This is a genomic window from Colwellia sp. F1 (assembly GCF_056238625.1).
In genome coordinates, this window is sequence record NZ_JBWDLI010000010.1 from 151,790 (window position 1) to 167,160 (window position 15,371).

Annotated in this window: 13 protein-coding genes; 2 read left to right on the forward strand and 11 right to left on the reverse strand. The window is 40.3% G+C overall.

The window, feature by feature from the left end:
- The first annotated feature begins 59 nt into the window (after nt 1–59).
- Nucleotides 60–713: a pyridoxamine 5'-phosphate oxidase gene (pdxH, locus tag AC0UA9_RS11400; RefSeq protein WP_475660148.1), complete on the forward strand. Its 654-nt coding sequence runs from the start codon at nt 60–62 to the stop codon at nt 711–713.
- A 188-nt stretch (nt 714–901) separates the two neighbouring features.
- Here pdxH and AC0UA9_RS11405 read toward each other — a convergent pair whose 3' ends face one another.
- The 4 genes from AC0UA9_RS11405 to AC0UA9_RS11420 form a co-directional block, all read right to left on the reverse strand.
- Nucleotides 902–1,738 (reverse strand): M48 family metallopeptidase, encoded by an 837-nt coding sequence (locus AC0UA9_RS11405; protein ID WP_475660151.1) that lies wholly within the window; start codon nt 1,736–1,738, stop codon nt 902–904.
- Nucleotides 1,739–1,978: 240 nt separating this feature from the next.
- Nucleotides 1,979–3,112 carry a sodium ion-translocating decarboxylase subunit beta gene (locus AC0UA9_RS11410; protein WP_475660152.1) on the reverse strand — a complete coding sequence of 378 codons (1,134 nt, stop codon included), beginning with the start codon at nt 3,110–3,112 and terminating at the stop codon, nt 1,979–1,981.
- 8 nt (nt 3,113–3,120) lie between these two features.
- Nucleotides 3,121–4,899: a sodium-extruding oxaloacetate decarboxylase subunit alpha gene (gene oadA, locus AC0UA9_RS11415; RefSeq protein ID WP_475660156.1), complete on the reverse strand. Its 1,779-nt coding sequence runs from the start codon at nt 4,897–4,899 to the stop codon at nt 3,121–3,123.
- 10 nt (nt 4,900–4,909) lie between these two features.
- Entirely contained in the window at nt 4,910–5,197 is a 288-nt protein-coding gene (locus tag AC0UA9_RS11420) for an OadG family transporter subunit (RefSeq protein WP_475660158.1), read from the reverse strand.
- A gap of 417 nt (nt 5,198–5,614) precedes the next feature.
- Between AC0UA9_RS11420 and AC0UA9_RS11425 the strand changes: the two genes are divergently transcribed.
- A complete protein-coding gene (locus AC0UA9_RS11425) occupies nt 5,615–6,427 on the forward strand; it encodes an alpha/beta hydrolase (protein ID WP_475660161.1) in 813 nt (270 codons plus the stop codon).
- Nucleotides 6,428–6,463: 36 nt separating this feature from the next.
- Here AC0UA9_RS11425 and AC0UA9_RS11430 read toward each other — a convergent pair whose 3' ends face one another.
- The 7 genes from AC0UA9_RS11430 to AC0UA9_RS11460 form a co-directional block, all read right to left on the reverse strand.
- Nucleotides 6,464–6,772, reverse strand: a complete 309-nt coding sequence (locus tag AC0UA9_RS11430) for a hypothetical protein (RefSeq protein WP_475660164.1) — start codon at nt 6,770–6,772, stop codon at nt 6,464–6,466.
- 209 nt (nt 6,773–6,981) lie between these two features.
- Complete coding sequence (locus tag AC0UA9_RS11435) at nt 6,982–7,671, reverse strand: PEP-CTERM sorting domain-containing protein (protein WP_475660167.1); 690 nt, start codon at nt 7,669–7,671, stop codon at nt 6,982–6,984.
- 655 nt (nt 7,672–8,326) lie between these two features.
- The gene (locus AC0UA9_RS11440) at nt 8,327–11,134 is read right to left on the reverse strand and encodes a bifunctional aconitate hydratase 2/2-methylisocitrate dehydratase (protein WP_475660171.1); all 2,808 of its coding nucleotides are present in this window, start codon (nt 11,132–11,134) and stop codon (nt 8,327–8,329) included.
- 224 nt (nt 11,135–11,358) lie between these two features.
- Nucleotides 11,359–11,904, reverse strand: coding sequence for an SCO family protein (locus AC0UA9_RS11445; protein ID WP_475660174.1), 546 nt, complete (start codon nt 11,902–11,904; stop codon nt 11,359–11,361).
- Nucleotides 11,905–11,906: 2 nt separating this feature from the next.
- Entirely contained in the window at nt 11,907–12,671 is a 765-nt protein-coding gene (locus tag AC0UA9_RS11450; RefSeq protein ID WP_475660175.1) for a formylglycine-generating enzyme family protein, read from the reverse strand.
- Complete coding sequence (nirK, locus tag AC0UA9_RS11455; RefSeq protein ID WP_475660177.1) at nt 12,671–14,095, reverse strand: copper-containing nitrite reductase; 1,425 nt, start codon at nt 14,093–14,095, stop codon at nt 12,671–12,673. The genes AC0UA9_RS11450 and nirK overlap by 1 nt, the downstream gene beginning before the upstream one ends.
- Before the next feature lie 423 nt (nt 14,096–14,518).
- Nucleotides 14,519–15,250 carry an AsmA family protein gene (locus tag AC0UA9_RS11460; RefSeq protein WP_475660180.1) on the reverse strand — a complete coding sequence of 244 codons (732 nt, stop codon included), beginning with the start codon at nt 15,248–15,250 and terminating at the stop codon, nt 14,519–14,521.
- Nucleotides 15,251–15,371 lie beyond the last annotated feature (121 nt).

Here is a 15,371-nt window from a genome sequence, read left to right on the forward strand (position 1 = left end):
CGCTGTTCTTTAACGTAAATACTGCTAGAATAACGTTTATTTTAGCAGTATTTATTCCCATGACCTTATTAGAAAAACTACGATGCTTGTTCACTTTTGGCCAAGGTGTTGCTTTGCCACTCCCCGAAATACCCGCCAACTCAACCCCACTTGCTTTATTTAAACAATGGTTTGACGATGCCAATAAATCAGGCATATTACTTCCTGAGGCGGTATCGGTTAGTAGTTGTAGCGCAAATGGCCAGCCCAGCTCCCGCATGGTTTTGTTAAAACATTTTGATGACCAAGGTTTTGTATTTTTCACCAATTACAGCAGCCGAAAAAGCCATGAGTTAACTGATAACAACAAAGTAGCCTTGTTGTTTCATTGGAATGTTTTACAAAGACAAATACGTATTGAAGGTAGTGTTGAGCGCGTTAGCACACAAGAGTCTGCTAACTATTTTCACAGCCGAGATCGCGGTAGCCAAATAGGTGCCTGGGCTTCGAAACAAAGCCAAAAGCTGAGTACGGACGATGAATTAACAACACGCATGGCACACTTTAGTGAAAAATTTGCTAGCAGCAAAGTACCACACCCTGAGTTTTGGGGTGGATGGCGCGTAAAACCAACTTATATTGAATTTTGGCAGGGCAGAGCAAACCGCTTACATGACAGAATTTGTTTTGAAAAACATGCCGATGAATGGGTAAATTTCAAGCTACACCCTTAAAATTAAGTTACCCCCTTAAAACATTATTCCCTAAAGTCATCGTTTAGCAATAAGGCAACGTATTGCCCTAAGCGTTACTATTACCAATCATTGTCACTAGACAGCTAGCCTACGATATTGTGTGCCTATAAGAAGCACTACAAGACACACAATAACTTGTTAAGCACTTAGAGCTTACCGTGTTTGTATTAAGGTTTAGCTTTCGGTTTTGGCTTAGGGATCACGGTAGGTTTATGACATGTTGGCAAACTATTACTCTGCTTTTTAGCTAAATAATAAGGCGTTGAAATCGCCAGCTGTTCATTAAGCTTTTTAATTCGGGTTTCATTTGATGGGTGGGTCGACATAAATTCAGGGGGTGCTGAGCCACTAATTTTTGACATGTTTTTCCACAGAGCAACACTGGCTTCAGGTGCAAAACCTGATTTAGCCATTAAGTTTTGGCCAATAATATCGGCTTCATTCTCATGAGCACGGCTATAAGGCATAATAACGCCATACTGTACGCCGATCCCCAAACCTGCAAGCCATAAGCCTTTGTTATCAAGCTCACTTGCTCCAAGGGCAATGGTTGCCACCGCCAAACCTACATTAGACAGCTGATTTGCCGACAACCGCTCGTTAGAGTGTCGCTCAAGTACATGACCAACTTCATGCCCAATAATAGCAGCTAGTTGATCTTGGTTTTCGGTCACATGTAAAATACCAGTGTAAACACCTATTTTTCCCCCGGGTAAAGCAAACGCATTCACTTGTTCAGAGTCAAAAACTACCACTTCCCATTCACCTGAATATGATGCAGCGGGGACATTGGCTACAATGGCATCAGCAACACATAAGACAAAATCATTGGTTGCTTTGTCGGTACTGATTGGAATTTCTGTTTTCATTTGCTCAAATGAAGTTATGCCCATTTGGTTTAAATCACTATCTGAATAAAGTGCGACTTGATTACGCCCTGTTGAAGAGGTAGAGCAACCAAATAAGCTAAAAAGAACAGTACTAAGTAGTAAAAGGTGTTTCATATAGCCTCGATATCATGATGTTAATAAAAAATATTATAGCAAATTAATACCAAGCAGCCTAAAAAAGCCCACATTAACTCCGCCTTCAAAAGCGAGTAGCCACTTAGTATTTCACGTAAAAAAGCCGAGGCAAGCTCGGCTTTTATGTCGACTTAAACACGACTTTATGTTTTATTGCAGCGCTATCTCACTCAGATACTACACGTTAACGTGAAATAGCGCTAATAGCATAACAAGGTATTAAGCTCCCACAAGCGCAAGTAGTATACCCGCGGCCACGGCGGAACCAAGTACCCCTGCTACATTAGGGCCCATAGCATGCATAAGGAGGAAGTTGTGAGGGTTAGCCTCTAAACCAACTTTATTGGCAACACGTGCTGCCATAGGCACCGCAGACACACCAGCCGCACCAATTAATGGGTTTACTTTTTCTTTCGCAAACTTATTCATTAACTTAGCCATTAATACACCCGAAGCAGTACCAATAGAGAAGGCAACCGCACCTAAGGCCAAAATACCAATGGTTTGCACGTTGAGGAAAGCTTCAGCACTTAGTTTTGAACCAACCCCTAAACCTAAAAAGATTGTTGTTATATTAATTAATTCGTTTTGTGCTGTTGCACTTAAACGATCAACCACGCCAGACTCTCGCATTAAGTTACCTAAACAAAACATTCCTACCAAAGGTGTTGCTGTTGGTAAAAAGAAAATTGTCATTAACAATACGCCAAGTGGAAAAACAATCTTTTCTATTTTCGACACTGGACGAAGTTGACCCATTTCAATTTTACGTTCTTCTTGTGTCGTTAACGCTTTCATAATTGGTGGCTGAATAATAGGCACCAATGCCATATATGAATAAGCAGCTACAGCAATTGCACCAAGTAGCTCAGGCGCTAACTTAGAGGCTAAAAAGATTGCTGTTGGGCCATCTGCACCACCAATAATAGCGATAGCTGAAGCATCTTGTAAGCTAAACTCTATACCAGGTACTGCATTAAGTGCTATGGCACCAAACAAGGTGGCAAAAATACCAAATTGTGCTGCAGCACCTAAAAATAAGGTTTTAGGGTTGCCGATCAAGGCGCCAAAGTCAGTCATGGCCCCCACACCCATAAATATAATTAGCGGAAAGATACCCGTATCTATTCCTACATTATAAATGTAATGTAGTAACCCACCCACTTCAGAAAAACCTGCTAGTGGAATGTTTGTTAATAATGCGCCAAAACCCATTGGTAATAAGAGCAACGGCTCAAAATTTTTCGCAATGGCAAGGTAAAGTAAAAGGCAACCTACAAGCATCATAATCACTTGATCAAATTCAAAGTTAGCCAAGCCTGTTGAGTGCCATAATAAAAGTAACGATTCCATAAAGTTTCCTATGAAAAGCTAAGCAATACATCACCAACGGCAACAGAGTCACCTTCTTTGGCATGCAAACGAATAATACTACCGGCATTAACGGCACGAATTTCTGTTTCCATCTTCATCGCTTCCATAATAATGACCACGTCACCCGCTTCTACCGCGTCACCTTCATTAACAAGCACCTTAAAGATATTACCTGACAAAGGAGCATTTAATGTTTCTTCCGCAGAAATTGACGTTGATTGTTTAATCGCATCATCGCCAGCTGGAAGGGTAATTGACTCAATAGAGCCACCCGGTGCTACTATGACATCATAAACTTTACCGTCTACACTCACCGCATAGCTTTCTGGCCCTGCTGAATCTGTAGCGTTTGATGAGTTACTCGACTGTGCACTCGCTTTCGTTGGTATGGGTTCAAATGCTGCTGGATTGTTACGGTTTTCTAAAAACTTCAGCCCTATTTGTGGGAATAACGCATAAGTTAATACGTCGTCAATCACCTCACTGGCTAAGTCAATGCTTTTCTCTGCTGCTAAATTTTGCAACTCTGTTGTTAGCCTGTCAACTTCTGGCTCAAGCAGATCCGCTGGGCGGCAACTAATAACATCTTCACCATCTAACACACGCGCTTGTAATTGTGCATCAACCGGTGCTGCAGTTGCACCATACTCACCTTTTAATACGCCCGTAGTTTCTTTCGTGATTGACTTATAACGCTCACCGGTTAGTACATTTAGTACCGCTTGTGTACCAACAATTTGTGAGGTAGGTGTAACAAGTGGAATATAACCTAAGTCTTTACGAACTTTAGGGATTTCAGTTAACACTTCATCAAACTTGTCTGCCGCGCCCTGCTCTTTTAGCTGGTTTTCCATATTGGTTAACATGCCACCAGGGACTTGTGCAGTTAAAATTCTTGCATCTACGCCTTTTAAACTTCCTTCAAACTCGGCATATTTTTCTCGAACATCACGGAAATAAGCCGCAACTTCTGCCATTTTTTCAATGTTTAACCCCGTATCACGTGCACCACCTTCAACAATAGAGGCAATGGTCTCTGTTGGCGAGTGTCCGTAAGTCATGCTCATGGAAGAAATTGAGGTATCTATCACATCTACACCGCTGTCAATCGCTTTCATTTGGGTGGCAACACTTAAGCCCGTTGTTGCATGACAATGTAAAGCAATAGGCAGTCCAACTGCTTCTTTCAAGCGGTCTATTAACTCTGCTGCATCGTACGGTTTTAATAGGCCTGACATGTCCTTGATACACAATGAGTGTGCCCCCATGTCTTCAAGTTGCTTAGCCATAGTTAACCAGCCTTCAAGGGTATGAACTGGGCTTTCGGTGTAGCTTAATGTACCTTGAGCATGTGCACCAACTTTCACCGCGGCTTTAATCGACGTTTGTAAATTACGTACATCGTTCATCGCGTCAAAAATACGGAAAACGTCCACACCATTAACATGGGCACGTTCAACAAATTTTTCTACAACATCATCAGCATAATGGCGGTAGCCTAATATATTTTGGCCACGAAATAGCATTTGCTGCTTTGTTTTTGGCATGGCTTTTTTCAAAGCACGAATACGTTCCCAAGGATCTTCGCCTAAGTAGCGAATACAAGAATCAAAGGTTGCACCACCCCAGGACTCAATTGACCAATAGCCAACGTCGTCTAATGTTGATGCAATCGGTAACATGTCCTCTAATCGAAGACGGGTTGCAAGAATTGATTGATGACCATCTCTTAAGACAACTTCGGTAATACCTAATGGTTTGCTCATGGTTATGCCCTTATTTCTTTTTTAAATTCTGTTGTATAGCATGTTTTTGGCGGTATTGATTTACCGACCCGCTTATTGCTGCGACTATCGCAGGCGATATTTCACCGTCTACTTTTTTTTGCGCCTGTTTTTTTGAGTTTCTTCTATTTTGTGTATTAGACTCAGGGAACTTAACTGCTAGTTTTACTAAGACAGTGTTAATAAAAATAATTAATAAGCCTAAAAAAGCGAACACAAACACCATTCCGGTTAGCATAAGTGTGCCAGCTTCTATAAACTGCTGCTCCATACTGTTCATTTTTTCTTCTCGTTCGAAAAATTATGAAATTAGAATAATCACTCCAATTATTAAAAACAAACATTATTTTGCAGTTTCAGAAAAATAATTTTTAGTCAAGCGCCAAAACAATGGATATTCATGTTTTTTTACTAAATATTCAGATTTTTTTACTAAATATTCAAAACAAACTGCATAACAAGATATTGTATACAATATAATTGCAGCGTATATAAGCCACAAATGAGCAATATCGCGTATTTTATACAATATACACAGATGAATGACTTATTCATTTGCTATGCATAATATGCATAGACTCATGCGTTATTTTCTGGCTAGTTTGCTGAAGAAAACCAAGCAAGGATTTTTTTTCACGCGATTATCTTGTAAAATTTGACCTTAATAACAACGAAATAAAAGTGAATACACCACCTAATGCATAAATTTAATAAGCAAAAATTAGCCCGTTTACTGTGCCTGTGGTTAATTATTATGCCTGGTATCCCTTTTATACTTATTTCATTAGGGTTATTAATTTACCCTCACTGGCCTCGTGATTTTTCATCGGTTAGCCAGTTTACACTTACAAAAGATCTTGAATACATTACTTTGTCTGCCCACGGGGTCAACGACTCACCACGTAGTTGGAGTGACGAATTACAACAGTTAATGGCATTAGCGCCTTATACCCAGCTTAAGCATGTAATTATGCAAAACCACAGTATTAACTGGCAAGATTATGCCAGCAATGTCTTTAGTTGCTCTGTTTCAGGGAAAAAAATAGGCTTTGGCATTGGTCAAAGGTTAGCTAGCCAAACGACGCTCAAGGCAATTCATGCTATTGGTCATAGTTGTGGTGCTTTTGTTGCTTTAGGTATATGCAAGGGGGCAAAATCAGTTAACCCAAGTATTATTGTGCAAACCACTTACTTAGATCCTGTCGCAGTATATTCGGGTATATTTTGGCAATATGGCATTGAAAATTTTGGCACCTGTGCCAACTATAGTGATAGCTATATTGATACACGTGACACTGTACCTGGCAGCAACCAAGCATTACCCTATGCTTACACATTTGACGTAACAGGTCAGCAAACTGAAAAAGACAGCCAATACCCACCCCATGCTTGGCCAACACGTTTTTATATTCAAGCCTACCAAAGTAAAGACGTCCCCATATTATACCAAGCAGACTCACCAATAACGGCACAACATCAAAAAGACGAACTTATCCCCTGGCAACCGTAACAAGCTAAACAGTGAATAATTCAAGGCTATTAGCACTTACTTTTGAATCGCTTTTAGCTTAAGGTCAATATATTCACACCAGGCTTTACTCGCTCGTTGTGGCACAGTTGAGTTTTCTCGAACACCTAGCTTAAATTCAACCACTGATTGCCATTCATCTGAACCAAGATCAGGGCCATGCCCATTACCATCACTGGTGTCAATAATGTCGTCAACATAACGCTGCCAGGACGCTGTGCAAAGGTTACTCGATATATTGGCCTGCTTAAGCTGGTCGTTAATTATAATACCAATAATAATGGCAATCAGCATTATTGAAATAAACATAACTAACCATTGCTTCATAAAGCCCCCTGTACCTCTAATCGCTTTCAATCAACGCATTGAAACTGCTTAAATTGAGCCCCGCTTAGCTAACCTTATCACCTGGTAATGCTACGCTAAAAACTTTAGAAATAAAAATGCCGCTCGACTTAAGTGAACGGCATTAGCACCTGTATGCTGTTTTTATCCTTCCTGTTTATTCGTTAACTTTAATCAACAAGGCAAAGTAATTATCTAGGCGCCTTTGCTCTACGGACTAATAATAATGCTAAACCTAAACCGAATAACGCTACCATGTTTGGCTCTGGCACTGACACTGCTAGTGTCGGACCGCTGCCGGGTTTAATATTCACGTTTAACGATGAGCTATATAAATTAAAGTTATTTGACCCCCAAGCTTTATCACCTAGCCAAAACCCAAAAGTTTCATTATCTAAAATTTCATCATATACCGATTTATTGGTATTAGCAGCATCAAAAACAAAGCTTTGTGACGTTAAATCATTAACACGGTTTATATCTTTTGGGTTAAATGTATCTGCCTTATTGGCAGATGAAGCTGCCATCACCTTCCAGTCTTCTGCTACAGAAAAGAAACCCCAAAAGTAATTATAATCGTCGGTATTAGAAAAGGTTAATGTTAACTCAAAGCTTTCAATTTCATAATCAGCAAACGCTGACAAGCTAAAAGCATCGTAGAAACGACTACAACCACTGTTAGATGTTGTATCAGTTACCTTGATATAGTCAGCGGCTAGTTGGTTACATTGACTAGGCGCACCATTTAAGCTGCCACTTGGTATGCTCTTATCTACACCATAGTCATGGGTTAACTCAGTAATTAATGCTGCTTGTGACGTATTAGCAGCTAAACATAACACAATGACAGAGATAAATTTATTTAATACACGGTTTTTCATACTACTTCCTTTTTAAAAACAATCATAACACTTGCAAACACCCTTTTAATTTACTTGGCACTGGCATTGATAACTCAATATAAAATACACAAGGCATAAAGCAGGTATCGTGCCAACCTACAAAAACAAGTAAACCACTGTTTTGTATGTACTAAAGAACAGCCAAAAAAATTACTAGCCAGCTATTTATTGCACAATCGTAGTAATGTAAATATTTATGACAATAATTTAAAAGCATAATTAAAGCACAATTAGCTGATGTAAATACGGTGTTCCAAATGTTAACTTATTGTACAAATAAAATAGTACAAATGTGATATAAATAAGTAAGCAGTGACAAGGTGCTTTTTCTGAGGTGTTCAGACTGAGTTATTCTCTAGTACGCTTGGTTTCCCCAAGTTTATGTAAAATTATCTGACATTATCTCGCGCAAGCGTTTTGCTCAAAGCCCGTCATTTCTTTCATGCTATTAACAGTATTCGTCAGGTGAGTATGATAAATGTCATCATATGAGCAAACACTACCCGCCTGGCAAAAAAAAAGAGTTGCCATTTTAACTAAGCGCGATTTTTACCTCACCACTTCATTAAAATAAGCAACCCTTAGGTTTTATGTTTGGGCTATTCTATTTTACCCGTTTCGCTAGTAAGTAAACTTACATCACTTTGATAGGTACCGCTGTATCTACAAACTGTGTACTCATTTCTTCAGCCGGCGGTACGAAGTCAGTTAAGGTAATACCTTCTACTGCTTTTTTGTACTCTTCAAGTGAAGGGAAGCGGCCAAGAATCGTTGATAGTACAACTAACGGGGTTGAACCTAGTAGCGACTCGCCTTTTTTCTCTGCTGTATCAGCCACTACACGGCCTTGGAATAAACGAGTAGAGGTAGCAATAACCGTGTCACCTGGTTCAGCTTTCTCTTGGTTACCCATACATAAGTTACAGCCAGGGCGCTCTAAATACATAATTTTTTCATATTTAGTACGTGCAGTGTTTTTCGGGCTCACATCGTCAAACTCAAAACCTGAATACTTCTGTAAAATATCCCAGTCACCTTCTGCTTTAAGCTCATCAACGATGTTATACGTTGGTGGCGCAACCACTAAAGGCGCTTTAAATTCAATTTTAGTGCCTTGAGCTTCCATATTACGGAACATTTGCGCAATAATTTGCATATCACCTTTATGAACCATACATGAACCAACAAAACCTAAGTCTACGGTTTTATTGTTGTAGTACGACACAGGGCGAATAACATCATGTGTGTAGCGTTTTGACACATCATCGTTATTAACATCAGGGTCTGCAATCATTGGCTCATCAATTTTGTCTAAGTCAACAATAACTTCTGCGTGGTACTTAGCGTTGTCATCTGGTCTTAGAGCTGGTGTCTCGCCTGATTTAAGTTCATTAATCCGTTTGTCTGCTAAAGCAATTAAGCCATGCAGTGTTTTTGCAGCATTTTCCATGCCTTTATCAATCATGATTTGGATACGGCTTTTCGCTAACTCAAGTGAGCCTATTAATGTTTCATCTTGCGATATGCAGATTGACGCTTTAGCTTTCATCTCTGCAGTCCAGTCAGTGAAAGTAAAGGCTTGGTCAGCCAGTAAAGTACCTATATGTACTTCAATAACACGGCCTTGGAAGACATTTTCACCACCAAATTGCTTAAGCATTTGCGCTTGTGTTGCGTGAACAACATCACGAAAGTCCATGTGCTGTTTCATTTCGCCTTTAAAGGTAACTTTTACCGATTCTGGAATTGGCATTGCTGATTCACCCGTTGCCAAGGCAATTGCGACAGTACCTGAGTCAGCACCAAAGGCAACACCCTTAGACATACGAGTATGTGAGTCACCACCAATAATAATAGCGCGGTCGTCCACAGTAATGTCATTCAATACTTTATGAATAACATCCGTCATTGCTGGGTAAACACCTTTAGGATCACGTGCTGTGATTAAACCAAACGCATTCATAAAGCTCATTAATTTAGGCGTATTTGCTTTTGCTTTGCTATCCCAAACAGATGCTGTGTGACAACCTGACTGAAATGCACCGTCAACAATGGGCGAGATAGTAGAAGCTGCCATCGCTTCAAGTTCCTGACATGTCATAGGGCCTGTAGTATCTTGTGAACCAACAATATTCACTTTAACACGCACGTTTGAACCTGCATGCAATGGTGATTCAGATAAAACGCCAACAGCATTACGGTTAAATATTTTCTCAACTGCCGTTAAACCTTGGCCTTCATGTGAGATTTCTTTTGACGCTGCATACACACTAGCAGGTTCAACACCCAAAGCCTCTGCAGCAAATGTTTGTAGTTTTTTACCAAACGTTACCGCGTATGAACCGCCAGCTTTCATAAACTCCATTTTTTGTGGTGTAAAGGCTGATGAAATATCTGCAAGTTCTTTATCACCGTTGTAGAGTTTTTTTGCTTTTGTGTCAATCGTTAACACAGTACCTGTGGCTACAGAGTATGCTTCTTTTAATACCGCATCGCCATTTTCATCAACAATGGTGTTACCATTAGCGTCTACTTGCTTAACCCAGTTTTTCAGATCAAGCCCAATACCACCGGTTACATCAACCGTAGTTAAAAAAATTGGCGCAATACCATTGGTACCAGCAACAATTGGGGCAATATTAATAAATGGTACATAAGGACTGGCTTTTTTACCCGCGATAAGTGCAACGTTGTTGACACCGGACATACGCGATGAGCCAACACCCATAGTACCTTTTTCAGCAATAAGCATAACTTGCATGTTAGGATGCTTCGCTTGTAAGGCTCTGATTTCTGCTTGTGCTTCTGGTGTACTCATACATTGGCCGTGTAGTTCACGGTCAGCACGAGAATGAGATTGATGACCTGGCGATAATAAGTCAGTTGAAATATCACCTTCGCCAGCAATATAGGTTACTACGTCAATTTTTTCAGCAACATCTGGCAGTTTAGTGAAAAACTCAGCTTTTGCATAACTTTCTAACAGGTCTTTAGCAATACTGTTGCCCGCTTTAAACGCAGCCTCAAGGCGAGCTGTATCAGCTTCATATAAAAACACTTGTGTTTTTAACACATCTGCGGCTTGAGCAGCTAATGCGGCGTCGTCGCCTAAGGCAAGATCAAGTAGTACTTCAATTGAAGGGCCGCCTTTCATGTGTGAAAGTAATTCAAACGCAAATTCAACAGAAATTTCAGCAACAACCGCTTCGCCAAGAATTATTTCTTTTAAAAATTTAGCTTTTTCATTTGCAGCGCTGGTTGTGCCAGGCAGGGTATTGTAAATAAAAAAGTTTAGTGAATCAGCACGATACTCATTTGTTTGATCTTTAATTTGCTCGATAATTTCAGCTAATAAATCAGCGCTATCAATTGGTTTAGGCGCGAGACCTAGCTCATTTTTGCGAGTTTCGATTTCTGCTATATATTCTAAATACAGGCTCATTAAATGCTCTCTCTAGTATAATGCGCTAATTACATGATAATTAATTAGCGAGGGGAAATATCGCTCTAGTTTACCTGATTTTTTACTGACTACTAATCATTTGGTTAAATAAGCACTATTCATGCAAACTATAGGGTGTAGAGATTTTAGTTATAATGGTTATACCAGACGGTTAAATCATTGATATACAACACCATTCACCACTAACCTGTCTCTACAGCTTTTTATTCAGCCCATAACTTGTTAATTAACGCGTCAGGGCCGCCAGTTAAACCAACTTGTTGTAGCTGTAATTGCCCGTACTCATCCAGTACGGTAATAGCATTAGTGTGAGATACCTCATTATTTGCTACGCCCATGTATTGAATATTCAGTGTCATGGCTAACACTCGCACATCATCATCATTACCACTTAACAAGGTCCAGTGATGATCCAGTTCGCGTTTTTTGGCAAAGTTCGTCATAATTTTTGGGGTGTCGCTATTAGGCGTTAATGACACCAAGACAAAACCTATCTCTTCTTGTTGTTTGGGCGTTAAAGCCGCTTGAATTGCTTTAATATCTGACACAATAATAGGGCAAACGGTAATACAGTCTGTGTACATAAGTGCAATAATTTGCTTTTTCCCCGCTAAGCTTTCCAGTGTTACTGTTTCGTCATAACGGTTTTGCCATTGGCTATTTACTTGATAAATGGAAGCTTCAGGTAATGAAACCGCCTGCGTGCTTAGCGTTGTTAACACTAAAAGTAGCAATATTATTATCTTCATCTTTATTTTCCTTTATTTGCTTGTGCTAAATCTTGTGCGCACCTAAAGCCTAAATTACCTAGAGTGTAATTAGCTTTTAAGCTAGAGCGAAAACCAAAGCGCATAAATGCAGCGTAGTCAGACGGGTCTGCACTACCTGCAGCAGCCGAACCACAAAATAAACCTTGGTCTAGGCTGCTATCACCACGTGATTCCCCCGTAACCAAAGTAGAGTTAAAGTCTTGTGTCCATTCCCACACCATGCCATGCATGTTGTACACCTGCCAGTAATTAGGCTCACCTTGTGCGACATCTGCCAAACCATCAGACGTGGGTCGAGCATACCAAGACAAAATACGCTGGGTATAGCCTGGCTCTTTGCTACCATTAGCACTTTGTTGAGAAGCTTGTGCCACATATTCCCATTCAGACACTGTCGGCAAGCGTTTTCCCTGTGCTTGGCAATAAGCACTGGCAGCGAACCAAGACACATGCGTTACTGCTTGGTTATTCTGCGCTGCAGTGGGCGCGCCGTCTCTCCAGTGCTGTAAATACTGCTTTTCTGCAAATAAAGATGGAACCGAACCAATTTTCCAGCGCTTTTCATGCTGTAAAAAGGCTGCAAATTGCCGATTAGTCACTGGGGTAGTGTCTAACTTAAAACCAGCAACTGCCGTTAACGGGCTGTCTTTAGTTAAGTAAAGTGGGCGAACTTCCCCAGCGGGAAGTTCAACCATACTCGGTTGCGATGTTTGCAATGCAGCAAGCACAAGTAGCAACGAATTCATTAGTGCGCACTACCCTCAAAAACAACAGTTTTGCCTTTTTCACGACGCTCTTTGGCTTGCTCTACTGAGATAACCGTGCCGTTATTGCCCCAACTGTTTAGTATATAAGTCAGTACATTAGCTGTATCTTCATCCGTCAATTCCATACTTGGCATAATACTGTCGAAGGCTTCACCATTAACCTTAATTGGCCCTTTCAAACCATGTAGCACCACATCAATAGCACGAATAGGGTCCGCATTTAAAAAGTCTGAATTAGCCAACTGAGGGAATGCGCCTTTGATACCCTCACCACTACTTTGGTGACAAGCTTGACAGTTAGCTTCGTAAATACGTTTGCCGTATCGTATTTGTTCATCAACCGTAGTAGCAATCAATGCTTCTTGGCCATTGGGCATGGTTTGTACTGCAGAACCTTCTGGTAAATATACGTTGTCAGCTAGTTTACCTGAATAAACAACTTTATCTTCAGGGCCATCAACAGCAATCATCCCTAGGGCTCCCTTATTAAAGGCACGGAAAATTGAATGATCGACCATTATAAAGTTACCCGGCACATCTAGTGTAAATTCAACCATGGCAGCGCCACCAACAGGAATTAAGGTAGTTTGTACGTTTTCATTAATTAACGAGCCACCTTCTACATTCACTTTGTCAAAAATTTCGCCAATTATATGGAAAGACGAAGCTAAATTAGGACCGCCATTACCAACAAATAATCGTACTGTTTCGCCCACATTCGCTGTTAATGATTTATCACCGTTCAGCGCACCTACCGAGCCATTAAAAAGTACGTAGTCAGCATCTTCTTTTATCGCTTTACCCATATCAAACGCTTGAAGGCCTTGTTCACCGTAAGCACCTTTGGTGTAGAAGTCACCTTGCATGACGTAGTATTCTTTATCTACTTTTGGTAGGCCTTCTTTTGGTTCAACTAAAATTAAACCGTACATACCATTGGCAATGTGCATACCAACAGGCGCAGTAGCACAGTGGTAAACATACAGGCCTGGGTGCAATGCTTTAAAGTGAAATTCAGAGGTGTGCCCCGGTGCAGTAAACGAAGCCGCTGCGCCACCACCTGGGCCATTTACTGCGTGTAAGTCGATATTGTGTGGCATTTTAGAGCTTGGGTGATTTGACAAATGAAATTCAACTTCATCACCTTCTCGAATACGTAAGAATGTACCTGGAACCGAGCCACCAAAAGTCCAGAACATGTATTCAACACCGTCGGATATTTCCATTACTTTTTCAACGGTTTCCATTTTAATGACTACCCTTGCAGCATGATCACGCGTAATAGGCGGTGGCACCATAGGGGGTGAGGTAAGCACAGCATTAATGACAGGTAAAGTTTCCGCTTGTGACGATAGTGCAAAAGCCAAGCTGATTACGGCTAATACGAGTTTTTTAAATTTCATATATTGTCCACTTCTGGTTGGAGTTTCTTATTAAATTCATTTTTGATTTAACGCATGTTCGATCAAAAATTAGCTACCTACATAACTCCGAGCACTATTGTATATTTAACGATGAAAATAGTTGATGTAAATCAACAGGAATATAAAAAATAGTAATAATTACCTAAACCTTGCGACGAAACATGTTTTTAAGTGGTTATTTTAAACGCGCACGAAAATGACACGGTTTTGCTTACACCTTATCTATTGAGCGAAGGTAAAACGAAGTATTAATGTAGACACAGGGGGCTGTAAAAAAGCCCCCCTACAAGAATGGGGTAGCCTTGTAGGGAAATGAGAGGGAGTGATTTTATCTTAAATATTGGGCTTGTTGCGCTAAGGGTTACTATTACTTTAGTAGAATGTTTTTTATACTACTCACAATTAACCAGCTAACTTGTCTAGCAATCCGCCAATTTTTTCTTTCGCCTTGTCTTGCGCTTGCTCTTTCAGCCGTTTAGTTTGTGCTTTTTTAGCTTGCTGCCAAACCGACGATAACGCTTGTTTAGCTAGCGCCGCACCTAATTCACTTGCTGGCATTCCAGCTTCACCACCGATATTGGTTAACCGAATATCAGCTAAAGTCCCTTGATAAGGTTGATCACCCAGTTGAGTTAAATCAACCGTTAACGCAACGCCCGCTAAAATAAAGTGATTCACTTTAATATGTCGCTCAACGTTCGCTGCTTCTTCCTTGGCCGAGCCAGTCCCGGCAGTATTTTTATTAATAGCGTCAAGTATCTCTTTGATATTAGCGCCACCTGATTTGGTAAACTCAACCACGGCTTCAGGCTTATTAATCTTGAGTGTTTCAATTACTACAAGGTCGCGCGTAGTATTTTTTACATTAATATCAACTGTTATTTCATTTAGATAAAATGCTGAGGGCGCATGATATTTTGACGGATTAGCTAACACTAACCCCTTAATAGTACCGGCACCATCGAGTAGCCTCATATCTACTTGCTCAACAGTCACTGCTTGTTCAGTCAGTGCTGTGCCTATTTTTTCAATTTGATTTTTCATTAACGCATTAACCGCGTCACCACTAACAAAGACAAATGCGCCACCGGCAATCAATACGAGTATGCCAACAAGTACCATCAATTTTTTCATGAGTTCAATATCCTTAAAACTTAGCGCTTAAGTTGTCATGGGCTTAAAGTAAAAAATCCAGCATTTAGGTTAAACGCTGGATTTACAATATGGAAAATTATCGTCTGTTAGTTATCATATA